Raw genomic sequence first — 23520 nt, forward strand, 5'->3', positions numbered from 1 at the left:
GGGGCCATCATGCGGCCCAGTGTATCTGTTTCGCGCGCCATCACGGCGCCTTTGTAGGGGCGTCTACCGCCTGCGGATGCGGGCGTCCAGAGCCATATTCTCAAGAAGCGCGGAAAATACGCATTCTGCCCCGTTTGGCAAGAGATTCGATGCCGATCCGCGCCGTCTCAGGCGTCCGAGCCGCCGGAGCGCTCCATCTTGGCCTTCAGCTCGGCCAGACCGGCGAACGGTTTGACGGCATCATCGTCCAGCGGCTCCGCCCCGGGCGGGGCAAAATCGCGCTGGCCCAACTCCGCGCCCTCGGCGCGCGGGAAGGGCGGCAGCGCCAGCGCCAGCGCCTCGGCGGCAACCTCCGAGAGGTCCAGCGTCGCAGGCAGGGCCTCGGAGATATCGTCGCCGTCCATCTCCAGCTCGGCCTCGGTCGGCGGCTCATAGTCGGCAAGATAGTTGCGCTCCAGCGGCTCCTCGATCCGGGTTGTCACCGGCTCCAGCGTGACCACGCAGGGCTGCACCACGGTCGCACCCAGACGGGCCTCGAGCCGCCAATCGGTCTTGCCCATGGGCTTCAGCACCCCTTCAAGCCGCAATTTCCGCACCGCAGAGATGTCGAGCGCTTCGGCAAGGGCCGCCAGTGCATCGGCGTTAGGGATATGGGAGATCGGGGTGGGAACCCGGCTGGGCAGATCGGCCAAGCGAAGCAACGTAGGGTCAGCCATGGCAGAGCTATCTTTCTTGATCACGTGCGCGTCCTTCTGTAAGCCCTTCATTAAGCCTTCGAGGCATTGTTGAGCAAGTAGCATAAGAAACGGGGGTCGCGCGGTTATGCGGCACGGGGAGAACAAGCGGTCGAGACGTACCGCGACGCTGACGGCGGTGGCTTTCGCGGTGGCGCTTTCGGCGTGCAGCCCCATCGTGCGCAACCACGGCTACATCCCGCTTCAGGAAGATCTCGACACACTCGCCGTGGGCGCGGACACGCGCGGCAGCGTGGAAGACCTGATCGGCAAGCCGTCAGCCTCCGGCGTTCTGGCGGGCGGTGACTGGTTCTACGTCGGCAGCACGGTCGAGCATGTCGGCTGGCGCGCCCCGCGCGAGACCAACCGACAGGTCGTGGCCCTTCGCTTCGAGGACGATGTGCTGACCAATGTCGAGCGCTACGGGCTTGAGGATGGCCAGGTGGTCGAGCTGTCGCGCCGGGTCACCGAGACGAATGTGCGTGACGTGACGTTCATTCGCCAGATCCTGCGCAACTTCGGCAATATCGACCTGGGCGAGGCTTTGGGCGGCTGATCCGCCGCCCGCCTGACCTCACTCTTCCGGCTCGAACTCCAACGCGACACCGTTGATGCAGTAGCGCAGGCCGGTGGGCTGCGGCCCGTCCGGAAAGACATGGCCCAGATGGCCGTCGCAGCGGTTGCAATGGACCTCGGTGCGGGTCATGAACCAGCTTTTGTCGACGCTCTCGCCCACCATCTCGTCATCGAGCGGCGCATAGAAAGAGGGCCAGCCGGTGCCGCTTTCGAACTTGGTTTCGGCATCGAATAGCGGCGCGCCGCAGCCCGCGCACATGAAGGTGCCCGCCGCCTTGGGGAAGTCGTCATGGGTGTGCGCCCGCTCGGTGCCGTGCTTGCGCATCACCTTGAAGCCCAGATCGCCCAGTTGCGCGCGCCATTCCTCGTCCGACTTGATCACTTTATCCATACGCGTGGTCCTTCCATGCCCGCTCAAAGGGCTCTTGCCTAAATGCCTGTTCCGCTCCTAGATAAGTCGTGAGAGGCCGAGGTCCAAGACACCCGGCCCGATCCGGAGGGCCGCGCCATGCCACTTCTCGCCAAAGGCCGCTACAGTGCACGATTTGCCGACGGGGACGCCGACATCCGCGCGGCGCAGGAGCTGCGCGCGCTGAGCTTCCGGGACGGGGCCGCTTTGGACTGCGACGCGTTCGATCCGTTGTGCCAGCATGTTCTGGTCGAAAACGCGCGCGGCACGCTGGTCTGTTGCTTCCGCCTGATGCCGCTCGACAATGGCCGGGCCATCGCGCGCAGCTACTCCGCGCAGCACTACGGTCTCGCGCGGCTCGAGGCGTTCGAGGGGGCCATGGTCGAAATGGGCCGCTTTTGCATCCACCCTGACCACCACGACCCCGACATCCTGCGGGTCGCCTGGGGCGCGCTGACGGCCTATGTGGACGAGAACGGCGTGGAGATGCTGTTTGGCTGCTCGTCCTTTAAGGGCACCTCGGAGGAGGATTACCTTGATGCGTTCTCGCTGCTCAAGGAGCGCCATCTTGCCCCGAAACGCTGGCTGCCCCGGGTCAAGGCGCCGAAGGTTTTCCCGTTTGCCTCCAAGCTCAGGCTGCGCCGCCCGGACCTGAAGGCCGCGATGCGGGCAATGCCGCCGCTGCTGCGCACCTATCTTCTGATGGGCGGTTGGGTCAGCGATCATGCCGTTGTCGACCGCGATCTGAACACGTTGCACGTCTTCACCGGTCTCGAGATCGGGGCGATCCCGCCCGCGCGCAAGAAGCTCTTGCGGGCCGTCGCGGGGTAGGCGCGCGCCCGGGCGGTTGACCCTCCCAGCCTTTGGCCGTAGCGGAGGGGCATGGCCCGTGCACCCCTTCTTCAGCTCACCGATATCTCGCTCACCTTTGGCGGCGATCCCGTCTTCGAAGACCTGTCCCTCGTCGTCCATCCGGGCGATCGGGTGGCGCTGGTGGGGCGCAACGGGTCTGGCAAGTCGACCCTGATGAAGGTCATGGCGGGCTTGGTCGAAGCCGATAGCGGCGCGCGGGTTTTGGCCCCTGCGACCTCCACCGGATATATGGAGCAGGACCCCGACCTGTCGGGCTTCGCGACCCTTGGGGACTACGCGTCCAGCGATTTGGATTTTGGCGATGCCTACAAGGTTGAAGCGGCCGCGGAAGGCCTAAAGCTGAACCTTGGCGCGCCTGTCGAGACCGCATCGGGCGGCGAGCGGCGGCGCGCGGCGCTGGCGAAATTGCTTGCCGAAGCGCCTGAGTTGATGCTGCTGGACGAGCCCACGAACCACCTTGATATCGAGGCGATCGCGTGGCTGGAACAGGAGCTGAAATCGACCCGCGCGGGCTTCATCCTGATCTCCCACGACCGGGCTTTCCTGCGGGCGCTGACCCGCGCCACGCTGTGGATCGACCGGGGCGCTGTGCGCCGTCAGGAAAAGGGCTTTGACGCGTTCGAGGCCTGGCGGGACAAGACCTGGGAAGACGAGGACATGCAGCGCCACAAGCTCAACCGCAAGATCAAGGCGGAGGCCCGCTGGGCGGTCGAAGGCATCTCCGCGCGCCGTAAGCGCAACATGGGCCGTGTGCGCGCCTTGGGCGAGCTGCGGGCGGAGCGCGCGGCGCAGATCACCCGGCAGGGCACGGCGTCGATGGCGTTTGAAGCGGGCCCGAAGAGCGGCAAGCAGGTCATTGTGGCCGATGGCATCTCCAAGAGCTTTGGCGAGCAGCAGATCGTGAAGGACTTCTCCCTGAAGGTCGGGCGTGGGGAGCGGGTCGCCTTTGTGGGCCCGAATGGCGCGGGCAAGACGACGCTTCTCAACATGCTGATCGGGCAGGCGGAGCCGGACACCGGCACGGTGACGCTGGGCACGAACCTGATCCCGGCGGTGTTCGACCAGAACCGCGCGGCCCTGAACCCCGATGACACGCTTTGGGCGTCCCTGACCGAAGACACCGCCCTGCGGGTCCGGGGCCAGTCCGACTACATCATGGTGCGCGGCACGCCGAAGCATATCGTGGGCTATCTGAAGGAATTCCTGTTCGACGAAGCGCAGGCCCGCGCGCCGGTCCGCTCCCTGTCGGGCGGCGAGAAGGCGCGGCTGCTGCTGGCGCGGCTGATGGCGCGGGAAAGCAACTTCCTGATCCTCGACGAGCCGACCAACGATCTTGACATCGAGACGCTCGACCTGCTGCAGGAGCTGATCACCGACTATGACGGGACCGTGCTGTTGGTCAGCCACGACCGGGACTTTCTGGACCGGGTGGCGACGACGACCATCGCCTTGGAAGATGGCCGCGCGACGGTCTATGCGGGCGGGTGGAGCGACTATCAGGCCCAGCGGGGCGAGGTGGCCAAGTCAGAGGTGGTGACCAGGGCGAAGCCAAAGGCACAAGCCAAAAGTGCCGAGACGCCCAATGCCGGTTTGAGCTTTACAGAGAAGCACCGGCTCGAGGCGCTGCCGGGCGAGATCGAGCGGCTGGAGGCCGAGATCGCCAAGCTGGGCGAGTTCATGTCGGACCCCAACCTGTTCACCGATCACCCGGCCAAGTTCCAGAAGGCCACCGATGCGCTGGTGGAGCGACAGGCGGCGCTGGACGCGGCGGAAGAAGAGTGGATGATGCTCGAAGAGAAAGCCGGGGAGGGCTGACAGACATGGCAAGCGTGACACTGGACGAGATCGAGGCGCTGTCCTTTGCGGCATTAACGAAGCACGGAGCCGCAGACTGGGTGGCGCGCGAGGTCGCCCGCGCGGTGCGCCGCGCGGAAGAGACGGGCAACGTCATTTGCGGGCTGTATTACCTGGAAAGCTACTGCATTCAGCTGGCCTCCGGCCGGGTGAAGGGCGATGTGGAGCCCGAGGTCACGCGTCCCCGCCCGGGCGCGGTGAAGGCGGACGCGAAGTTCGGCTTTGCGCAAGCGGCCTTTGCGCGCGCGCTGCCCAAAGCGGTCGCGGCGGCGAAAGACTGCGGCACGGCCTCGCTTGCGGTGGCTCATGCGCACACCTGCACCTCGCTGGGCTTTTTCACCGAACAGATCGCTGCCGCCGGGCTGGTGGGCATCGGTTTCACCAACGCATCCCCCGTGGTGGCCCCGCCGGGCGGCAACAAGGCGGTGATCGGCACCAACCCGATTGCCATGACCGTGCCGGGTGACGGCGCGCCGGTGATGCATTTCGACTTCTCCACCTCCGCCGTGGCCTTGGGCAAGATCACGATGGCGAAGGCCGCGGGCGAGCCGATCCCCGAAGGCTGGGCGGTCGACGCCGACGGCGCGCCGACAACAAACCCCGAGGCCGCTTTGGGCGGCGCGCTGGTCTCGACCGGCGGCTACAAGGGCTGGGGCTTTGGCCTGATGGCAGAGGTCATGGCGGCCTGTATGACCGGCTCGGTCAATTCGCTGGACGTGGGCGGCCTGAAGCTGGCCGATGGCCCGCCGCACGGTTTGGGGCAGTTCTACTTTCTGATGGACCCGGGCACCTACACGGACGCCTTCGGCGCGCGGTTCGCGCGGATGGCCGACGCGGTGGCCGAGCAGCCCGGCGCGCGTATCCCCGGGGCCACGCGGGCTGAAGCGTCTGTCGTGCAAGTCGCTGATGCGCTTTGGGAAAAGCTGTCCGCGCTGACTTAAGCGCGGCCTGTGATCTGGGTCAGGAAGACCCCGGCAGCCATCACGGCGATGCCGGCCGCACGCGTGAGCGTGAGCGGGCTTTGGGTTGCGCCAAACAGGGCGAAATGGTCGATCAGCGCGGCCGAGATCAACTGCCCCAAAAGCACGAAGAACACCGCGTTCCCGACGCCGAAATGCGGCGCGATGTAAGTGATCGACAGCACGTAGAAGGCGATCAGAACACCCGCCAGCAGCAGGTGTTTCGGCGCGCTGGCGACCTTGGTGATGGCTTGCGGGCCGGTGAATAGAACCACAGCGAACGCAGTCGCGAATGCGACGGCGAAAAGGACAACGGATGCGGCGGCTGGCGCGCCAATCTGGCGGCCAAGGCTTGCGTTCAGGGCCGCGAGGATCGGGATGCCAATGCCCGCCGCGAGCATGATCAGGGCATAGCTAGGGGTGGTCATGGCGGAGCCTCCGGCGGGAATATTTCTGCCAAGATGAAACAGGCACCGGGCAAGGGCAAGCGCACGGATCATGTGCATTGGTGATGGATAGGCGGGCGCGGAGCGGTTCGGGTAAGGTGCCAGAGCTGAAAAGGAGGCCGCCATGCCGAACACCTACCACGAGATTGCGTTCACACCGAGGGTCAAGGCTTTGCAGGAAGCGCAGGGCAGCCGCGAGATGTACGCGAAATACGAAGCTTCGCCAAAGCCTATGAAGACCGAGCTGACGGAGGCTGAGCAGAACTATTTGGGCGCGCGGGACAGTTTTTACATGGCCTCGGTTGGGGAGACCGGCTGGCCGTATATGCAGCATCGTGGCGGGCCCGCCGGGTTTGTCAAAGTGCTTTCATCTCACGAGTTTGGCTGGGCAGAGTATGTTGGAAACCGGCAATATATCTCGACCGGGAACATCGCGGGCGAGGACCGCGTGTCACTGTTTTTCATTGATTACGCCTCCAAGACACGACTGAAGGTGTTCGGCCATGCGCGGGTGATCTCGCCGGATGATCCATTTATGGCCCAGCTATCCGATGGCAGCCCGGCGCAGGTCGAGCGCGGTATGATCGTGCGGGTGGCGAGCTATGAGTGGAATTGCCCGAAATACATCACCGAGCGATACACGCGTCCCGAGGTCGAACAGGCGCTGGCCCAGATGGGCGCGCGGATTGCGGAGTTGGAAGCGAAACTCGCCGCTCAGTAGGTGGCGCGGCCGCCAGACAGGTCGAACACCGCGCCCGTGGTGAAGCTGTTTTCCGCCGAGACGATCCAGGCGATCATGTTCGCGGCCTCCTCGACCTCGAGGAACCGTTCGCGGGGGATCTTAGACAGCATGTAGCCGATGTGCTCCTCGCTCATCTGATCGAAGATGGGCGTGCGGGCAGCGGCGGGGGTCACGCAATTAACGGCTATGTTCTTGTCAGCATTCTCTTTTCCCGCCGATTTCGTGAAGCCGATAACGCCCGCTTTGGACGCGGAGTAGGCGCAGGCGTTGGGGTTGCCCTCCTTGCCTGCAATGGAGGCGATATTGAGGATGCGGCCGTAATCGCGCGCGCGCATGCCAGACAGAACGGCCTTGTTGGTGTTGTAGGTGCCGGTCAGATTAACCGCCACGATCTGCGCCCAAGCCGCGTCGTCGTAGTCCTGGATGGGGGCGTTGGGGCCTGCGATCCCGGCGGAGTTCACCAAGATATCGACCGGGCCAAGGGCGGCTTCCGTGGACTGCAGCGCGGCTTGAACGGATGCCATTTCGGATATGTCGCAAGAGGTGCTGAAATCGGCCTCGGCCTTCTGCATGTCCCACACCGCGACCCGCGCGCCGGAGGCGTGCAACCGCTCGACCACCGCCGCGCCGATGCCTTGGGCACCGCCGGTGACTACGGCGGTTCGACCCGTCAGATCATAGGTGTTCATCAGTCGCAAATCCCCTGCAATTCGACCCCATCCCACGGCAGCACCATCTTGGCGCGATCCAGTTTCGAGGTCATGTTTTTCAATCGGAAATGCGGGCTGAGCAGCCGCTCAAGCCGCTTCGTGCGCGGCGCATCCGGGGCCAGCGCCGCGCAGCAGACGTATTCCGACGCGATGGCGCCTTGCTGTTCGTAGCCGAACTCGAGGAAGTCGGGCTCTGCGTCGAGCTCGAACAGGTAGGGGTCGGGGCTGATCTGATGCTCGCGCGCGGCCTTCAGCGGGTGGAAGCCGGTGGTTTCACGGTTTTGCCATTGCCATACATGGACCAGTTCATGGGCGAGAAACATCGACGCCAGAAGCGAGGCCGCGTCGGGGTAGGCGGGCATGTAATCGCGCGCGATGTAGTCGGGGTTGATGTTGATTGTATTGAACAAAACCGTCGCCGCGGGGGAGCCTGTCAGAACCGCTTCTTCCGGTGGCGGGAACAGTTTCTGGGCGCAGGTCGTGCGGGGCGGGGCCGGGTAGGATGCGCTGTAGAGCTGCAAAACCGGGGCCTGGCGGATGCGGATCTTGGACGTGTCGAGCTGGGGGCCGTGGAATTCCACGGCAAAGCGGGTCTCGGCCTCTGAGAGAGGGCGACCGCAGGCTGCAAGGGTCAAGAAAGCAAGGAGAAACAACAGGCGCATGAGGGCAGAGTGGCAAGTCTTCGCCCGCCTCGCAAGGGATTTGATCTGCCTCAAGGTTGTTGTGACACACACAACTTACGGTTAGGATCACAGCAGGAGGCGAGCATGAAATATCTTTACCTTACAATGGTTTGTGGCGTGGCGGCCTGCGCCCAGCCCGAGCCGCCCACGGGCAAGCAGCTGTTTGCCGAGAATTGCGCATCGTGCCACGGCGCGGATGCGACGGGGGAGGGCTGGGCGAGCGACGTGCTCAAGCGCAAGCCCGCCGACCTGACCCGGCTCAGCGCGCGCAATGGCGGCGTGTTTCCAATGGAGCGGGTGCTCAGCACCATCGACGGCTTCCACCGCAACCCGCGCTTCGAGACGGCGATGCCCGAGTTCGGCAGCTTCTTCGCAGGTCCCATGGCGGCGGTGGAGCTGGACGGGGTCGTCACCCCGGTGCCGGAGCCGCTGCTGGCGGTGGCCGAGTATCTCGAGGCGTTGCAGCGACCCTAGGGCGGGGCAGACGCGCCTTGATTTGCATCAACGCGCCCGCGGGCGCCGCCGACTAGGCTCAGGGGGATCGCAACGACAGGAGACCCTCCGATGAGACATCTGACCGCCGCCGCGCTGGCCGCCCTTTGCATGACCCCTGCCACCGCCCAGAATATCGAGGCGGGGGCGGAGTATTTCTCGCAGTATTGCGTGGCCTGCCATGGCACGGAGGCCCGGGGCGACGGGCCGATGGCGCAGGTGATGATCATCCGGCCCACCGACCTTACGATTCTGGCGGGCGAGAATGACGGGGTGTTCCCGCGCGCCTGGGCGATCCGGCGCATTGACGGGACCGACCCGCTGGTCTCCCACGGCAGCCCGATGCCGGTCTACGGCCCGTTCTTCGAGGGCGAGGGCGTGACCATCCCGGGCGAGGACGGGGTGTTGATCATGACCAGCCAGCCGGTCGTCGATCTGATCGGCTACCTGGAGAGCATTCAACAATAACGCCTCAGCGGCAGGGCCCGGCGCGGTAGGTGCCATCGCCATTGGCATAGGCGCATTCGCCGGTCTGCCGGTTGCGCGCCACCAGCGTGCCCGCGACCGCGCCGCCGAGGGCTGCGAGGATGGTCCAGTTGGTGTTGGCGTTGAGCGCCCGGGCGGTGAGCACGCCCACCGTGGCGCCCGCGACGCCGCCGATGATGTCGTTCTCGGTGTCCGAGAGGTTATCGCAGGCGGGCAGTGCCAGCAGGGCGGCGGTGGCGAGGGGGATCAGAATGGTTTTCATGGGGTCCTCCATCGGGGTCCCCGCGGGGGTGCGGGGGATGTGGAGGGGATACATCAAGAGGGCCGGGTCCGGATTGATCGGGGTCAATTGCGGATGACAGGGAGAGCTTTGCACCCGTGCGGAACCAAGGCGTAGCCGCCGCACATCGCCGTCCCGCCCCGTTTTGCCGGAGGCAAACCTGCGGTTTGACGGGGCGGCGATTTGGTTGGTGTTAGTGAGACGTTCGTTCTGTGGAATGCGCTTGGCCGCCAAAAAGCGCTTGCGTTCAGAGGCTGGGGATCCTCCTCCCCCCGATCTCGCGGGGATGATTTTGCTCAAAAGCTGCGCTGCAAATTTGAGAAAATCCATGTTGTGCTGACTAAGTGATCGCGTTTTGCATCAAAGGATTGAAGTTTGGGAAATCCTATATAGATTTGGGCGAAGGCAGGGGGATTGAGATAGTTGTACGGGCTGACCTGGGAAATTCTATATGCGTGGGCTGGCTATGATTTCTGGGGTGGAGTTTTAGCTTTATTCAGTACATTTTTCGCGTTTAGGGCTAGCCGAAACTCGAAATTGGCAAAGATGGCGGCAAACAATGCGGTTCAATCTATTAACTCGATTGAGGCAGTGTCGGAAATGGGGAGTCTTTTGAGGGTACTCAAGGAGATTCGCTGGCGGTTAGATCGTATGGATTGGGAGCGAATCTCAGAGCATTGTACGGATGCGCAAGCGATAGTTGCAACGCTTCAAAGTTCATCTTCGGTGGAAATCTCTGAAGAAGGCTCTAAGGCCTTAGCGGGCATGGCCACCCAGATGGCTTGGTTGTCCAAACTATCTGATAAAGCCCTGCACGAAGATGGCCCCATCGATCAGGTGAAGGTCAAGAATATGTTGAACAGAAACACTTTGAAGGCCACTGCTCTGCAAGTAGAATTAAAAGAGAAGGCGTTGAATGCATGAGTGATAAATGGGGTCAATTGCTTCAGAAATTGGTTTCACTTACCAGGGCCGGAAAGCTGTCTTGGAACGAAACAGTTCATGGAGACGAAATCTCAACTCAATTAGGCGAAATGAAGGTCGAAGTTCAGTTTTTCGAATTAATTGACGAGTACCGTCTTATAGTTAGAGACGAATTTGGAAAAGAAATTGATGCCTTCACAGATGATGAGCTCACTTCGACAGGTTTTATTTCTGCTGGAGGTGTTTTCGCATCGCTTTTCCGAACTGTTAAACGTCAAAAATCCGGCGCTGATCAGGCTCTCGATAACATTCTGAGAGAACTGGATAATCTGGACGATGAAGTCCCGTTTTAGACTAAACATCCACATCCTCAACAAACTTCGCATTCTGCTGGATGTACTCAAACCGCAGCTCCGGCTTCTTGCCCATCAGCCGTTCGACCAGATCGCCGGTCTCTCCGGGCTCGTCCTCCTGCACCGTCACGCGGATGAGCTGGCGGGTGGCGGGGTCCATGGTGGTCTCTTTCAAATCCTTCGCGTCCATCTCGCCCAGACCCTTGAAGCGTTGCACGTCGATCTTGCCCTTGCCGCCCAGACCCTTCGCCAGCGCGGCCTCTTTTGCTGCGTCGTCGGGGACGTAGAGCCGGTGTGCGCCTTGCGTCAGGCGGTACAAAGGCGGGCAGGCCAGATAGAGATGACCCTGATCGATGAGCGGGCGCATCTGCACGAAGAAGAACGTCATCAGCAGCGACGCGATATGGGCGCCGTCGACATCGGCGTCGGTCATGATGATGATCTTGTCATAGCGCAGATCGTCGAGGTTGAACTTGGTGCCCATGCCGCAGCCAAGCGCCTCGCACAGGTCGGAGATTTCCGCGTTTGAGGTGAGCTTGCCGGACGCGGCCCCCAGCACGTTGAGGATCTTACCCTTGAGCGGCAGCAGCGCCTGCGTTTCGCGCTTGCGGGCACCCTTGGCGGAGCCGCCCGCGCTGTCGCCCTCGACGATGAACAGCTCCGTGCCCTCGCGGGTCTTGGAGGTACAATCGGTGAGCTTGCCCGGCAGGCGCAGCTTCTTGGTGGCGGATTTGCGGGAGGTCTCTTTCTCCTGCTTGCGGCGCAGGCGTTCCTCGGCCCGCAGGACGAGGAAATCGAGGATGGCACCGGCGGACTTGGTGTCGGAGGCGAGCCAATTGTCGAAATGGTCGCGCACGGCGGCCTCGCAATATTTCGCGGCGGCCTCGGTCGACAGGCGGTCTTTGGTCTGGCCCACGAAGGCGGGCTCGGCGATGAAGCAGGAGACCAGCGCGCAGCCGCCCGAGATCAGATCGTCGCGGGTGATCTGCCCGGCCTTCTTGTTGTTGGTCAACTCGCCATACGCCTTGATCCCCTTGAGGATTGCGGCCCAGAAGCCGGTCACGTGCGTGCCGCCCTCGGGCGTGGGCACGGTGTTACAATAGCTCTGGATGAAGCCGTCGCGGGCTGGGGTCCAGTTGATCGCCCACTCGACCTTGCCAGCGGCGCCGAACTTCTCCTGAAAGTCGACGGTGCCCGCGAAGGCGGTGTCGGCGTAGGTGGTGGACTTGCCAAGCGTTTCGGACAGGTAGTCGCTGAGGCCACCGGGGAAGTGGAACGTGGCCTCCGTCGGGGTCTCGCCATCGTCGATTGCGGACTTCCAGCGGATCTCGACGCCCGAGAACAGGTAGGCCTTGGAGCGGATGGACTTGAACAGCCGCGCAGGCTTGAAGCGGTGATTGCCGAAGATTTCCACGTCGGCGTGGAAGGTGACCGTGGTGCCGCGGCGGTTCTGGGTCTGGCCGACCTCGGCCACGGGGCCAAGCGGCAGGCCGCGGGAGAAGCGCTGCTCGAACACCTTCTTGTCGCGCGCCACCTGCACGACCATGCTGTCGGAGAGCGCGTTGACCACCGACGCGCCGACGCCGTGCAGACCGCCGGAGGTCTGGTAGGCCTTGCCCGAGAACTTGCCGCCCGCGTGGAGCGTGCACAAGATCACCTCGAGCGCGGATTTGTCGGGGAACTTGGGGTGCGGGTCGATGGGGATGCCGCGGCCATTATCCTTGATGGTGATCGAGTAGTCATCGTTCAGCTCAACCTCGATCCGGTTGGCAAAGCCCGCGACGGCCTCGTCCATGGAGTTGTCGAGCACCTCGGCCACCATGTGGTGCAGGGCGCGCTCGTCGGTGCCGCCGATATACATGCCGGGGCGCTTGCGCACGGGCTCGAGCCCCTCCAGCACCTCGATGGAGGAGGCATTATAGTCGTCATTGCTTCCCGCACCGGAGAACATGTCGTCTGCCATGGATATACCGCTCTGATTGGCTTTGTTTTGCTGGATTATGGCAGAGCGGCGGGGGCGGGGGAAGAGCGCGCGATGCCAGATGTCCCGTAAAAGGCGCGCCTATCCACAAGATCGTGGGGGACGCGGCCGATTTCCGGCGCGTCGCGGCCCAGGCGGGCCGCATCTTGAGCCAGATCAACGTCACGCCACGCGCGATCGGCTAATGGGGGGCATCCGACAGCATGAGGGAGACGCAGATGACGCGCAAAGTGACCGCGATCGAACCGAAATCCGAAAGGGCCGCAGAGCCGCCCGCCCCGGCACCGAAACCGGCGCCCGTGGCGCCCGTTCCGGCGGCGCGGTTCGAGCAGGACAGCTATCCCTACGGCGACCGCCTGCCGCGCAAGGCCTATGAGGCTGACAAGGCCAAGCTGCAGGCGGAACTGCTCAAGGTGCAGCTTTGGGCGCAGGAGACCGGTCAAAAGTTCGTGTTGCTGTTCGAGGGACGCGATGCGGCGGGCAAGGGGGGCGCGATCAAACGCTTCACCGAGCACCTCAACCCGCGGGCGGCGCGGGTCGTGGCGCTGAACAAGCCCAGCGATGCCGAGCGCGGACAGTGGTACTTCCAACGCTACCTTCAGCACCTCCCGACCGGGGGCGAAATCGTGCTCTACGACCGCTCCTGGTACAATCGCGCAGGCGTCGAGCGGGTGATGGGGTTCTGCGCCCCCGATGAGTATCTGGAGTTCATGCGCCAGACGCCGGAGCTGGAGCGCATGTTGGTCCGGTCGGGCATAAAGCTTTACAAATACTGGTTTTCCGTCACCCAAGAGGAGCAGAAACGCCGTTTCGACAGCCGCGCGGACGACCCGCTTAAGCGCTGGAAGCTCAGCCCGATCGACAAGGCGAGCCTTGGCAAATGGGACGACTACACCGAGGCCAAGGAGGCGATGTTCTTCTACACCGACACCGCCGATGCGCCGTGGACCGTCATCAAGTCCGACGATAAGAAACGCGCGCGGCTGGGCTGCATGCGGCATTTCCTTGCCAGCCTCGACTACCCCGACAAAGACGAGGCTCTGGTGGGTGCGCCGGACCCGCTGCTTGTGGGACGCGCGGAGCATGTGATCCATCGCGACGCGCATATTTTGGGCAAGGCTTTGCATCCAAGCACCCGGCACACCGGGTAGAACTTGCCGCCAGCGCGGCAGGCCCTTATGTCACTGCATATGAGGTATCTCCTTGCCGCCCTGATGCTTGCGCCCGCCCCCGCGCTGGCCCACCCGCATGTCTTCGTGGACACGGGGGTTGAGGTTATTTTTGACGAGGCCGGGCGGGTCACCCATCTGCGCATCACCTGGGAGTATGACGAGCTCTACTCGCTGTGGATCACCGAGGACATGAAACTCGACCCGGATTTTGATGGCGAGCTGACCGATGCCGAAATGGCCGCGCTGCAAGGCTTCGACCAGGACTGGATGCAGGGCTATTACGGCGACACCCGCGCCTATCTGGGTGGCACCGAGCTGGCGCTGTCGCGACCGGTGGCCTACACGGCGGATTACAAGGACGGCCGCCTCAGCTCGACCCATTTGCGCGAGGTGGAAGGCAGCCCGTTCGTCAATGACGCCCTCGTGATAAAGCCCTATGACGAGACGTTCTACACCGCCTATGACGTCACCAAGCCCGTACGCCTGACCGGCGCGCCCGCGGGCTGCGGCTTTGACGTGGTTGTGCCGGACGTGACCGGCGCCCTGACTCAGATCCAGGAGCAGCTTCTGGCGCTCGACCCCTCGGTCGATCCGGCGGATGTGGGCTTTGACAATATTGGTGCGCAATTCGCCACGCAGATCGAGGTGACATGCGCGGGATCGTGAGCCTTGTGGCCCTCGCCGTGGCCGCCTGCGGGCTGTGGTTGTGGCAATCGGGCGGCTTTGACCAGCTGGCCCTTTGGGCTGCGGGCGAGCAGCGCAGTTTCCAAAACCAGATGGCGGGCACCCTGCGCGGATTGCGCGCGGGCGAGGCCGGGGCACTCGCAGCCCTTATGGGCGCGTGCTTTGCCTACGGGTTCTTCCACGCGGTCGGGCCGGGCCATGGCAAGGTGTTGATCGGGGGCTACGGGCTGGGCCGCAAGGTGCCTTGGCTGCGGCTGTCGGTGATCTCCCTGCTGGCCTCGCTGGGGCAGACGGTCACGGCCATCGTGCTGGTCTATGCGGGCGTGTGGATCCTGGGGCTTGCGCGCGAGCAGATGGTGGGCGCGGCGGAGGATATCTTCGCGCCCGTGAGCTATGCGGCCATCGCGGCCATTGGCCTGTGGCTGGTGTGGCGGGGCCTGCGCAAATTGCGGCCAGCCAAACACGCGCATGACCACCACCACGATCATGATCGCGACCATCATCACCATGGTGATGATGATGTGTGCTCCAGCTGCGGGCATAAGCACGGGCCGAGCCTAGATGACGTCACAAAAGCCCGCTCGCTGCGCGACGCGCTGGCCTTGATCGCGGGCATTGCGATCCGACCCTGCACCGGGGCGCTCTTTGTGCTGATCCTGACGTGGCAGATGGGCATCGCCCTGGCGGGGATCGCCGCGACATTTGCCATGGCTCTGGGGACTGCTTCGGTCACGATCGCGGTCGGGTTGGCGGCCATCGGCCTGCGCGGCGGCATTCTGGCGGGTGCGCAAGGCGGCGTTCTGGCACGCGCGGTGCCCATCATCGAAATGGTCGCGGGCGGTTTGGTGGTCGTGATCGCAGGCGGTCTGCTGCTGCGCGCGCTCTGAGCGCGCAGCCAGAGTTTCCCCGAAACTCTGGGCCAAAGTCTTCATAAGACTTTGCGGCCGTCGCGCTTGCTGCGTCTGACAAAGCCCGGTAGCCGTGGGTCATGACGTTTCGCCAACATATTCGCGCGGTTTTGGTGCTGGGCCTGCCCCTTGTGGGAAGCCATTTGGCGCAGTTCGCGGTGCACCTGGTCGATGCGGTCATGCTGGGCTGGTACGACGTCACTGCCTTGGCGGCGAGCGTGCTGGCAGGATCTTATTTCTTCGTGTTGTTCATTATGGGCGGTGGCTTCGCCTTCGCGGTGATGCCCATGGTGGCGGAGGCCGCGGAGAAGTCCGACGAAACCCGCATCCGTCGCGTCACCCGCATGGGGCTGTGGCTGTCGCTGATATACGCTGTAGCGCTGTTGCCGCTGATGATCTGGTCCGCCCCGATCCTGCGCGCTTTCGGCCAAGACCCGGAGCTGGCGCAATTGGCCGAGGACTACCTTGCCATTGTCGGCATCGGCATGATCCCGGCGCTGCTGATCATGGTGTTGAAAAGCTACCTCGCAGCGCTGGAGAAGACGAGTTTCATCCTGTGGGTCACGGTCGCCGCCGTGGGGGTCAACGCGGCGCTGAACTGGGTGCTGATTTTCGGCAATCTCGGCGTGCCAGAGCTTGGGCTGCAAGGCGCGGCATTGGCGTCGGTGCTGACGCAAAGCCTGACCTTGGCGGTTTTCGCGCTCTACGTGGCGCGCGGCAAGGCGACCCGTGAGCATGCATTGTTCCAGCGCATCTGGCGCCCGGACCCGGAGGCATTCGGGGCCGTCTTCCGCCTCGGCTGGCCCATCGGGCTGACCAATCTGGCCGAAAGCGGGATGTTCTCGGCCTCGTCCCTGATCATCGGGCTGATCGGCACGCTGCCACTGGCGGCCCATGGGATCGCGCTGCAGATTACCTCGGCCACATTCATGGTCCATATCGGCCTGAGCCAGGCCGCGACGGTGCGCGCGGGGCGGGCGATGGGGCGCGCGGATTGGGCTTCGCTGGCCCTTGGCGGACGGGCGGTCGTCGCCGTTTCGATGGCGGTCGTGGTCGTGACCATGCTGGCCTTCCTTCTGTTGCCTGAGCTGTTGATGTCGGGCTTCCTCTCGCCCGACGAGCCAAGCCGTTCGCAGGTCTTCGCGCTCGGCGCGAGCCTTCTGGCGGTCGCGGCGCTGTTCCAGCTGGTCGATGCGGGGCAGGTGATGGCGCTGGGGCTGTTGCGGGGCATTCAGGACACGAAATGGCCGATGTATGCGGCGGCGCTCAGCTATTGGGGCCTTGGCATCCCGGCGAGCTACGTGCTGGGGATCACGCTGGGCTATGGCGGTGTCGGCGTCTGGCTGGGGCTGGTGATCGGCCTGCTGTTCGCCGCGGTGCTCTTGTGGTGGCGTTTCCTGCGCCGCTTTGGTGAGCTGCGGCGGGCGGGATAAGCAGGCGTGCATCAGTGGCGGTATGCGCAAAAGCGCGAGAAGTGTTGCGGTTCAGGCTGGCGAGGGGATACCGAACTAAACAGCAGCGGCTCGACATAGGCGCGCCGCCCGCCGCTCAGGCTGTGTGACTAGTCGCTGGGCCCGGTACAGGTGTCGAGCGGCAGATCAAGCGCCTTGGCGAGCGTCTCTGCCACCGCATCAAGCGCCGCGTGATCGCCACTGACACTGGCGACTGTGCGGTTGATCTCGCCGGGGCCATCGCGCAGCTGCGCAGACAGGCGGAGCGACAGGCTGGCCATCGACCCACCGCGCGCCGGGGTCAGGCGCACCAGATGCAGCTCGCGCATCAGCGTGCGGGGGAAGAGGTCCGCGATGTCAGGACTGCGAATGGACAGCAGCATGTCCTGTCCGGCCAAGGCCAATCCCGGGGGCAAGGTCGCAGCGTCGCTGGGCCAGTCCCGCGAGAACCGGATGATATTGGCACCCGGGGTCGGGGAGGGGTCGGCCCAGATCGGCTTGGCCGCCGCGCAGGCCGCGTGTTCCTCGGCCGAGAGCGGCGCACGCCACGCGGGATGGATCGCGACGGAGGCCTCGGTGATCGTGTCCGGGAACAAACGGTGTCGGTCATTTTGGCCATAGGACTGCTTTTCGGGTGGCCAAACGGTGCAGCTGAGCCGGGCGAGCCCGAAGCGCCATTCGCGTGAGACGGTGTTGCTGGAGCTGGTCTCGGCCCCTTTGCCGAAGATCTTCGTGAGCCGCGCGAGCGCGCCTGCGTAGTTCAGGCGGTGATCCCCGTCGCCGCGCAGCGCGCACCACAAGTAATCGGGCGGCGCGGCGAGATCGGCGACCTCATAGACCTGCGCGTGCAACGGCGCGTCCAGCCCGGGGAAGAACGGGGCAACATCATCGGGGATGCAATAGTCGAGCCCTTCGCTCCAGACCGACGGGCTCAGGTGGTAGCGGTCGATCCAGTCTGACAGCGGCGCGCGAAAGGGTATTTCGCAGGCATCGAGATGGTCCCAGAGGGCGGCCTCCGGGCAGCGTGGCGCGCGGCGGCGCCGCCAGATCAACCCCGGTCCTTGAGCAGCCGGTCGGCCTTCTTGCGCACCAGCACAGAGCGCAGGTCATGCATCGCCAGAAGCAGCGCGTCTGTGACCACTTCAAGCTGGTCCGGCTCGGCCTTAGTCTGCGCCCAGTGGGTCGTCAGGTTCAGGTAGTCCACCGCGCGGTAGATGTCGTCAATATCGCGAGTGGCGAGCACGGCCGTGCGCTCTTCCATCCAGTCCTCGATCACCTCAAGCTCTTCGGCGGACAGCTCATGATCGCCATGGGGCTTGATCTGGCCGTTGCGGATATTGACGACCGCGATCTCGGACATGTCGATGCGCCGTTGCCGGTTTTCGGTGTCGACGCGAAAGACGGTCGCCCCGTTCTCGCGCACGCGGAAGTAGAATTCAGGAAGCTCGCTCGACATGTGTTCGGTTGGACCCGGCCTTATTTGCGTCTGCGCGACGCTATCACAGGAATATGCGGCACGGGAACAGCGATTTCGCGCGAAGGGTACGGCGGGGTTTTCAGGCGTCGGCAGAGACACCCAGCTGGCGCGCGTAGCGACGCCACGTGTCGAGCGCGGCGGAGTTGATCGGCTGCCGGACGCTCATGGCGCTGAGCGTCCTGACCGCGCGCGGGTTCGTCTCGGGTGCAAGGCACGCCGCGTCGAAGCCAAGCTCGACCCGGTCCAGCAGATCGCGGATCGACGCCTCGGGCGCCGTCACGAGGTCTTCGTAGTCAATGATGTGAAACCGCTCCGTCAGGCGGGTGCCCCAGAACGCGACCATCTCGTCGAAGCTTTTCTGATAGGCGCGGATATCTTCGAGGTCGTAACTGAACAGCTGCTTGCCGGGCTGAAACACCTGCTTGTAGAGCGACAGGGCGACGGCGTGCGGATTGCGGCGCACGACCACGATATGCGCGCGCGGCAGGGCTGCAAGCACCGCGCCTGCGTAAAGCAGTGTCTGGATCGACTTGTCAGTGTGGCGCGGACTGGGGCCGAAACGCTCGATCATGTCGCGGGCGTAGGCGGCGCCAAGCTCCGTCAGGGATTTCTGCGTCAGGTTCAGCCCCGCTTTCGGCGGCATCATCGGATCGCCAAGATGCGCCTGCATCTGGGCCAGAAAGGCGCGCGTCTCCCCGCCCGCGCAAACATCGGGGTGGGCGGACAGGATCTGCTCTGTCAGGGTGGTGCCGGAGCGCGGCATTCCGGTCACGAAGATGGGCGCGAAATCACTCGCCCCGCGCGCGCCGCCGACATCGGCAAAGGCGCTCTGATAGGCCGCCACCTCTCGCTTGCGCGTGTCGATGTCATAGGGCTGCAACGTGCGCATGATCCGGTTGCCGCTGGTGAGAAGCTCGAAGGCTTCGTCGTGGCGACCGAGATCCTCATAAACCTTGGCGAGCGCGAAATGCAGGTGCATCGCCTGAGCGCTGCCAGTCTTCACCGAGCCGCGCATCTTTTCCATCTGCGCAATCGCCGGATCAGTGACGGTTGCGGGGACAATGCGGGTGCGCAGGCGGTACAGCTCAGTATCGCTGGGGCTTCGCGCGATCGCCGCGTCAAGATCGCCGACCGAATGCTCGATCTGGCCCAAGGCCTGATACAACATCGCGCGTCGCGCCAGGATCGGGGCAGGGGACTTGGCGCGGGGCAGGATGCGGGTGAGCGTGTCGATGGCGCTCTGGAACAGATCGAGCTGCTCTTCGAGCTTTGCCTTCATTTCCAGGAACGCAGGTTCCGCATCCGGCCCGTCGATCCGTTCCATATCCCGCAAGGCTTCGCGCGGACGACCCAGTGCCTGCAGAAGGCGAGCGCGGAAAATGTAGACCTGACGCACCTCAGCCAGTGCCACATCCACGGCCGCCAATGCGGCCGTGAGGTCACCTTGCTGCGCCTTGGCGCGCGCCTCCTGGATACTGCGGTCGAACTTGCCCACGGTCTTCGCCTGTTGCGTCGTTGAGCCCACAAAAAATGTGGGCCGTGCCTGATGCGCGGGCGTTACCCCGCCACGCTTAGACAATAAACTAGAGTGTTCAGTTTACCTACGGGAAAGTCACGCTTCTTAATCGCAAATGGAATTCTGTGCAGGAAATTGCCGCATAAGGGGCCCGTGCAGGCAATAATGCGCACGGTTTGCCTGAATTTTAATCAGACAATTTCGCAAGTCCGCCTCGCGCAGATCGGCGCGAGGCGTCGGAATTGGATGGAGATCAGCTCAGACCCGCGCAAAAGGTCTGAATGCGCGTGCAAGCCTCTTTCAGGTTCTCGTCCGAGGTGGCGTAGCTGACCCGGAAGTTGGGGCTCAGCCCGAAGGCCGCGCCGAAGACGACGGCGACGCCATGTTCTTCCAGCAGCGCGGTCGCAAAGGTCTCGTCATCGACGATCTTTGTGCCGCCTGCGGAGGTCTTTCCGATGCAGCCCGCAATGGACGGGTAGACGTAGAACGCGCCCTCCGGCTTCGGGCAGGCGATGCCATCGGCGGCGTTAAGCATCTCGACCACCAGGTTGCGGCGGCGCACGAAGAGCTCGTTGTTGGGCGCAAGGAAATCCTGCGTTCCGTTCAGCGCCTCGACCGCGGCCCATTGGCTGATCGAGCAGGGGTTGGAGGTCGACTGCGACTGCACCTTGCGCATCGCACTGATCAATTCCACGGGCCCGCCCGCATAGCCAATGCGCCAGCCGGTCATCGAATAGGCCTTGGAAACCCCGTTGACCGTCAGCGTGCGCTCGTAGAGCTGCGGCTCGACCTGCGCGGGCGTGCAGAATTCGAAATCGTCATAGGCCAGATGCTCGTACATATCGTCGGTCATCACCCAGACATGGGGGTGGCGCATCAGCACGTCTGTCAGCTCCTTGAGCTCGTCCCACGTGTAGCCTGCGCCCGTCGGGTTCGACGGAGAGTTGAAGATTAGCCACTTGGTTTTGTCGGTGATCGCGGCCTCAAGCTGGTCGGCGGTCAGCTTGAAGCCGGTTTGCAGCGAGGCCTCCGCAATGATGGGTGTGCCGCCGGCCAGCAGCACCATGTCAGGGTAGGACACCCAGTAGGGGGCCGGGATTACCACCTCGTCGCCCTCGTTCAGCGTCGCCATCAGCGCGTTGTAGAGGATCTGCTTGCCGCCGGTGCCCACGCTGATCTGGGCAGGGGTGTAATCCAGCCCGTTGTCGCGCTTGAACTTGGCGCAGATCGCCTCTTTCAGCTCGGGGATGCCGTCGGGCGCGGTGTATTTTGTCTTGCCGTCGGCGATGGCCTGCACGGCGGCGTCCTTGATGTTTTGCGGCGTGTCAAAATCCGGCTCACCCGCGCCCAGACCGATGACGTCCTTGCCCGCCCGCTTCAACTCTGCCGCCTTCTGGGTCACCGCAATCGTCGGCGATGGCTTTACGCGGGAAAGGGTCTCGGAGAGAAAGGACATGTGACGCCTCGTCAGGTTGAAGTGCTTCTGGTTTGCTCTTAGGCAGAGCCTCGACCGCATTCAAGCGATAACGCCTCCCAGGGAGCCTTTCGATGGACGACGCAGACGCCTATTTCAGCAACGAGAACGCCACCTTCGGCGACCGCGTGGCCGCCGCGCGCGAGACGCAGGGCTTGAGCCAGGAAGAACTGGCCCACAAGCTTGGCGTGAAGCTGAAGACAGTGCGTGGCTGGGAGGATGACATCTCCGAGCCACGGGCCAACAAGTTGGTGACGCTGGCGGGCGTTTTGAATGTCTCGATGCGGTGGCTGCTGACCGGCGTGGGCGAGGGCGTGGATGCGCCCGAAGACGAAGTCGCCTTGTCGGGCGACGTGCGCGAGGTCCTGCTGGAGATGCGCCGCACGAAAGCCGAATTTGCCCGCCTCACCGACCATTTGGGCCGTCTCGAAAAGCGTCTGGGCAAACTGCTGCGAGCGGGCGAATGAAAGAGCTTGGCCCTGAAGGCGAGACCCGCGAGACCAAGATCCGGCGGCTGAAGCTGCGCTCCATGCGGCGCGGGATCAAGGAGATGGACCTGATCCTTGGCGGCTTTGCGGCCGAGGGGCTGGAGGGTCTGAGCGACGAAGAGCTTGCGCTCTATGACGAGATGCTGAGCGAAAGCGACCACGACATGTACCAATGGGCGTCCGGGCAGGCCGAGGCGCCCGCACGATTTGCGCCGTTGATCCAGAAGGCCGTGAAGGGTGCGGGTCTGGGCTGAGAAATCTCTAGGCTTTTAACGGTTTCTTTGTGATTCGTGGCCTATTCCGGCGTCGAAGAGCAGATGTAAGCCGGAGAATTTCATGAGTATGCAAAAGCCTTTGGTCAGCCCGGAAGCCCGGGTTTTCATGACCAGCTATCTGGACAGTTTGGCCCTGGTCGAGCGGCTCCACCGTCTTCTTCTCGACGTGATCAAGGACGAGTTCGAACGCCTCGGCATCCTCGATATCAACTCCGTGCAGGCGCTGCTTCTGTTTAACATCGGCGACAACGAGGTGACCGCGGGCGAGCTGAAGTCGCGCGGCTACTATCAGGGCTCGAATGTGTCCTACAATCTCAAGAAGCTGGTCGAAATGGGCTACATGCACCACCAGCGCTGCGAGATTGACCGCCGCTCGGTGCGCGTGCGCCTGACGGAAAAGGGGCGCGACGTGCGCAACAACGTCTCAGAACTGTTCGAGCGTCACGCCGTTGGTCTGGAAGAGAAGGGTATTCTGGGCACGACCGGGATCGACGAGATCAACCACTCGCTGCGCCGGATGGAGCGGTATTGGGCAGATCAGATCCGGTATATCTACTGACGGGCCGCGTCGCTTTTGCGGCGCGCTTCGACCTCTGCCAGACGCGCCTTGGCGCGTTTGGACTGCCAAATGGACATGACGACAAGCCCCGCCAAAAGCGCGATCGAGACGGCATAAGACGACAGGACTGTGTCTGCATATTTTCCAAGATCAGGCATTAGCAGGCTTTCGATACTGAACTAACTGGGTTGGTATCGACTAGGATCGGGGCGCAGGTCATGCCATCCGCTCCTGCGCCACAAGAGCCGCGGTGCGCCGCGCGCGGATTTCAGTCCGGGTGCGCAGCAGGACCAGCGCGAGGAACAACAGCACGAAGCCCGCAATACTGACGAGCAGCGGGAAATAGAAGACGTCCGCCACGTTCTCTTCCTTGTCCAGCGACAAAGATGCCCCCTGGTGCAGGCCCTGGTTCCAGAAATTAACCGCGTAGCGTGACAGCAAGGCGAAGACCGATCCGACCAAGCACAGGACCGATGTCAGGTCGGCGGCAGTGTCCGGGTTTTCGATCGCAGCCCAGAGCGCGATGTAGCCAAGGTAGAATAGGAACAGGATCAGGAAGGATGTCAGCCGTGGGTCCCACGCCCAATAAGTGCCCCACATCGGCTCACCCCATATCGCCCCCGTCGCCAACGCGATCAACGTCATCGTGACCCCCACCGGCGCCGCGGCCTTGGCCGCCAACGCAGAGACATGGTGGCGTCGGATGAGCCAGATGAGCGAGCAGACCAGCATCATCAGCCATGCATTGATTGCCATCAATGCGGACGGCACATGCAGGTAGATGATCTTTACGGTCGAACCCTGACGGAAATCGTCTGGTGTGAAGAAGAACCCCCACACCAGACCGACGACAAGGCAGACAAGCGACAGCACGGTGACCGCGGGCAACAGCTTGCCCGAGGTCTGCATGAAGCGCGTTGGATTGGCGTATTCCCAAATCGACATGTGTCAGATTTATGGGACGGGCGCGACCGGGGCAATGGGCATTCTGGCGCGCTTTGCCCTCCGTGGGTC

The 23520-nt window shown here is 63.6% G+C and carries 29 protein-coding genes; 16 read left to right on the top strand and 13 right to left on the bottom strand.

All coding sequences use genetic code 11. The features are described from left to right. Positions 1 to 167: 167 nt before the first annotated feature. Positions 168 to 740 (bottom strand): DUF177 domain-containing protein, encoded by a 573-nt coding sequence (locus C8N43_RS00135; protein ID WP_342748693.1) that lies wholly within the window; start codon positions 738 to 740, stop codon positions 168 to 170. 82 nt (positions 741 to 822) lie between these two features. On the opposite strand from C8N43_RS00135, the gene C8N43_RS00140 reads away from it, so the two are divergent. After that, the gene (locus C8N43_RS00140; RefSeq protein WP_107843682.1) at positions 823 to 1290 is read left to right on the top strand and encodes an outer membrane protein assembly factor BamE; all 468 of its coding nucleotides are present in this window, start codon (positions 823 to 825) and stop codon (positions 1288 to 1290) included. Positions 1291 to 1308: 18 nt separating this feature from the next. Here the strand turns inward: C8N43_RS00140 and msrB are convergent, their stop codons facing one another. Beyond that, a complete protein-coding gene (gene msrB / locus C8N43_RS00145; protein ID WP_107843683.1) occupies positions 1309 to 1701 on the bottom strand; it encodes a peptide-methionine (R)-S-oxide reductase MsrB in 393 nt (130 codons plus the stop codon). Between the two features lie 117 nt (positions 1702 to 1818). On the opposite strand from msrB, the gene C8N43_RS00150 reads away from it, so the two are divergent. From C8N43_RS00150 to C8N43_RS00160, 3 genes are read left to right on the top strand one after another with little or no spacing between them, the layout of a single operon-like run. After that, on the top strand, positions 1819 to 2550 hold the full coding sequence (locus C8N43_RS00150) for a GNAT family N-acetyltransferase (protein ID WP_107843684.1): 732 nt from the start codon (positions 1819 to 1821) through the stop codon (positions 2548 to 2550). A gap of 51 nt (positions 2551 to 2601) precedes the next feature. Beyond that, positions 2602 to 4407 carry an ABC-F family ATP-binding cassette domain-containing protein gene (locus C8N43_RS00155; protein ID WP_107843685.1) on the top strand — a complete coding sequence of 602 codons (1806 nt, stop codon included), beginning with the start codon at positions 2602 to 2604 and terminating at the stop codon, positions 4405 to 4407. A 5-nt stretch (positions 4408 to 4412) separates the two neighbouring features. Further along, positions 4413 to 5387, top strand: coding sequence for an Ldh family oxidoreductase (locus C8N43_RS00160; RefSeq protein ID WP_107843686.1), 975 nt, complete (start codon positions 4413 to 4415; stop codon positions 5385 to 5387). On the opposite strand, the gene C8N43_RS00165 is transcribed toward C8N43_RS00160, so the two are convergent. Continuing rightward, positions 5384 to 5833 (bottom strand): DMT family transporter, encoded by a 450-nt coding sequence (locus C8N43_RS00165; protein ID WP_107843687.1) that lies wholly within the window; start codon positions 5831 to 5833, stop codon positions 5384 to 5386. The two genes, C8N43_RS00160 and C8N43_RS00165, sit on opposite strands and share 4 nt — an antisense overlap. 142 nt (positions 5834 to 5975) lie before the next feature. On the opposite strand from C8N43_RS00165, the gene C8N43_RS00170 reads away from it, so the two are divergent. Next, positions 5976 to 6572 (top strand): pyridoxamine 5'-phosphate oxidase family protein, encoded by a 597-nt coding sequence (locus C8N43_RS00170; protein ID WP_107843688.1) that lies wholly within the window; start codon positions 5976 to 5978, stop codon positions 6570 to 6572. On the opposite strand, the gene C8N43_RS00175 is transcribed toward C8N43_RS00170, so the two are convergent. Together C8N43_RS00175 and C8N43_RS00180 are read right to left on the bottom strand one after the other, a co-directional pair. After that, positions 6566 to 7282: an SDR family NAD(P)-dependent oxidoreductase gene (locus tag C8N43_RS00175; protein ID WP_107843689.1), complete on the bottom strand. Its 717-nt coding sequence runs from the start codon at positions 7280 to 7282 to the stop codon at positions 6566 to 6568. The two genes, C8N43_RS00170 and C8N43_RS00175, sit on opposite strands and share 7 nt — an antisense overlap. Beyond that, complete coding sequence (locus C8N43_RS00180) at positions 7282 to 7938, bottom strand: hypothetical protein (protein ID WP_245912857.1); 657 nt, start codon at positions 7936 to 7938, stop codon at positions 7282 to 7284. The genes C8N43_RS00175 and C8N43_RS00180 overlap by 1 nt, the downstream gene beginning before the upstream one ends. Positions 7939 to 8070: 132 nt before the next feature. Here C8N43_RS00180 and C8N43_RS00185 point away from each other — a divergent pair, with 132 nt between their 5' ends. Then, positions 8071 to 8460: a c-type cytochrome gene (locus C8N43_RS00185; RefSeq protein WP_107843691.1), complete on the top strand. Its 390-nt coding sequence runs from the start codon at positions 8071 to 8073 to the stop codon at positions 8458 to 8460. A 90-nt stretch (positions 8461 to 8550) separates the two neighbouring features. After that, positions 8551 to 8946, top strand: a complete 396-nt coding sequence (locus C8N43_RS00190) for a cytochrome c4 (protein ID WP_107843692.1) — start codon at positions 8551 to 8553, stop codon at positions 8944 to 8946. Between the two features lie 4 nt (positions 8947 to 8950). On the opposite strand, the gene C8N43_RS00195 is transcribed toward C8N43_RS00190, so the two are convergent. Further along, positions 8951 to 9226, bottom strand: coding sequence for a glycine zipper 2TM domain-containing protein (locus C8N43_RS00195; protein ID WP_107843693.1), 276 nt, complete (start codon positions 9224 to 9226; stop codon positions 8951 to 8953). A gap of 441 nt (positions 9227 to 9667) precedes the next feature. On the opposite strand from C8N43_RS00195, the gene C8N43_RS00200 reads away from it, so the two are divergent. Then, on the top strand, positions 9668 to 10168 hold the full coding sequence (locus tag C8N43_RS00200) for a hypothetical protein (protein WP_107843694.1): 501 nt from the start codon (positions 9668 to 9670) through the stop codon (positions 10166 to 10168). After that, positions 10165 to 10521 carry a hypothetical protein gene (locus tag C8N43_RS19405; protein ID WP_146174133.1) on the top strand — a complete coding sequence of 119 codons (357 nt, stop codon included), beginning with the start codon at positions 10165 to 10167 and terminating at the stop codon, positions 10519 to 10521. The genes C8N43_RS00200 and C8N43_RS19405 overlap by 4 nt, the downstream gene beginning before the upstream one ends. 1 nt (position 10522) lies before the next feature. Here C8N43_RS19405 and parE read toward each other — a convergent pair whose 3' ends face one another. After that, positions 10523 to 12484: a DNA topoisomerase IV subunit B gene (gene parE, locus C8N43_RS00210; RefSeq protein WP_211308544.1), complete on the bottom strand. Its 1962-nt coding sequence runs from the start codon at positions 12482 to 12484 to the stop codon at positions 10523 to 10525. 236 nt (positions 12485 to 12720) lie between these two features. Here parE and ppk2 point away from each other — a divergent pair, with 236 nt between their 5' ends. The 4 genes from ppk2 to C8N43_RS00230 all read left to right on the top strand — a co-directional run bounded on the left by ppk2 (position 12721) and on the right by C8N43_RS00230 (position 16699). Then, positions 12721 to 13653 carry a polyphosphate kinase 2 gene (ppk2, locus tag C8N43_RS00215; RefSeq protein ID WP_107843696.1) on the top strand — a complete coding sequence of 311 codons (933 nt, stop codon included), beginning with the start codon at positions 12721 to 12723 and terminating at the stop codon, positions 13651 to 13653. Between the two features lie 39 nt (positions 13654 to 13692). After that, positions 13693 to 14340 carry a DUF1007 family protein gene (locus C8N43_RS00220; protein ID WP_107846171.1) on the top strand — a complete coding sequence of 216 codons (648 nt, stop codon included), beginning with the start codon at positions 13693 to 13695 and terminating at the stop codon, positions 14338 to 14340. Continuing rightward, positions 14325 to 15245, top strand: coding sequence for a nickel/cobalt transporter (locus tag C8N43_RS00225; RefSeq protein WP_107843697.1), 921 nt, complete (start codon positions 14325 to 14327; stop codon positions 15243 to 15245). Before C8N43_RS00220 ends, C8N43_RS00225 begins: the two co-directional genes overlap by 16 nt. Positions 15246 to 15346: 101 nt before the next feature. Then, positions 15347 to 16699 carry an MATE family efflux transporter gene (locus C8N43_RS00230; protein WP_107843698.1) on the top strand — a complete coding sequence of 451 codons (1353 nt, stop codon included), beginning with the start codon at positions 15347 to 15349 and terminating at the stop codon, positions 16697 to 16699. A 128-nt stretch (positions 16700 to 16827) separates the two neighbouring features. Here the strand turns inward: C8N43_RS00230 and C8N43_RS00235 are convergent, their stop codons facing one another. The 4 genes from C8N43_RS00235 to C8N43_RS00250 form a co-directional block, all read right to left on the bottom strand. Further along, complete coding sequence (locus C8N43_RS00235; protein ID WP_107843699.1) at positions 16828 to 17769, bottom strand: hypothetical protein; 942 nt, start codon at positions 17767 to 17769, stop codon at positions 16828 to 16830. Continuing rightward, the gene (locus tag C8N43_RS00240; RefSeq protein ID WP_107843700.1) at positions 17766 to 18173 is read right to left on the bottom strand and encodes a hypothetical protein; all 408 of its coding nucleotides are present in this window, start codon (positions 18171 to 18173) and stop codon (positions 17766 to 17768) included. Before C8N43_RS00240 ends, C8N43_RS00235 begins: the two co-directional genes overlap by 4 nt. Before the next feature lie 100 nt (positions 18174 to 18273). After that, a complete protein-coding gene (locus C8N43_RS00245) occupies positions 18274 to 19689 on the bottom strand; it encodes a tetratricopeptide repeat-containing sulfotransferase family protein (protein WP_158269876.1) in 1416 nt (471 codons plus the stop codon). A 274-nt stretch (positions 19690 to 19963) separates the two neighbouring features. Then, positions 19964 to 21166 (bottom strand): pyridoxal phosphate-dependent aminotransferase, encoded by a 1203-nt coding sequence (locus C8N43_RS00250; protein ID WP_107843702.1) that lies wholly within the window; start codon positions 21164 to 21166, stop codon positions 19964 to 19966. A 92-nt stretch (positions 21167 to 21258) separates the two neighbouring features. Between C8N43_RS00250 and C8N43_RS00255 the strand changes: the two genes are divergently transcribed. The 3 genes from C8N43_RS00255 (at position 21259) to C8N43_RS00265 (ending at position 22506) form a co-directional block, all read left to right on the top strand. Next, on the top strand, positions 21259 to 21651 hold the full coding sequence (locus C8N43_RS00255) for a helix-turn-helix domain-containing protein (protein ID WP_107843703.1): 393 nt from the start codon (positions 21259 to 21261) through the stop codon (positions 21649 to 21651). Continuing rightward, on the top strand, positions 21648 to 21926 hold the full coding sequence (locus C8N43_RS00260) for a succinate dehydrogenase assembly factor 2 (protein ID WP_107843704.1): 279 nt from the start codon (positions 21648 to 21650) through the stop codon (positions 21924 to 21926). Before C8N43_RS00255 ends, C8N43_RS00260 begins: the two co-directional genes overlap by 4 nt. Before the next feature lie 82 nt (positions 21927 to 22008). Further along, on the top strand, positions 22009 to 22506 hold the full coding sequence (locus tag C8N43_RS00265; protein WP_425437025.1) for a MarR family winged helix-turn-helix transcriptional regulator: 498 nt from the start codon (positions 22009 to 22011) through the stop codon (positions 22504 to 22506). On the opposite strand, the gene ccmD is transcribed toward C8N43_RS00265, so the two are convergent. Both ccmD and C8N43_RS00275 read right to left on the bottom strand, forming a co-directional pair. After that, positions 22500 to 22664: a heme exporter protein CcmD gene (ccmD, locus tag C8N43_RS00270; protein WP_107843706.1), complete on the bottom strand. Its 165-nt coding sequence runs from the start codon at positions 22662 to 22664 to the stop codon at positions 22500 to 22502. The two genes, C8N43_RS00265 and ccmD, sit on opposite strands and share 7 nt — an antisense overlap. 58 nt (positions 22665 to 22722) lie before the next feature. Continuing rightward, complete coding sequence (locus C8N43_RS00275; protein ID WP_107843707.1) at positions 22723 to 23451, bottom strand: heme ABC transporter permease; 729 nt, start codon at positions 23449 to 23451, stop codon at positions 22723 to 22725. Between the last annotated feature and the right edge of the window lie 69 nt (positions 23452 to 23520).

The sequence above is a fragment of the Litoreibacter ponti genome, from assembly GCF_003054285.1.
GTDB lineage: Bacteria > Pseudomonadota > Alphaproteobacteria > Rhodobacterales > Rhodobacteraceae > Litoreibacter > Litoreibacter ponti.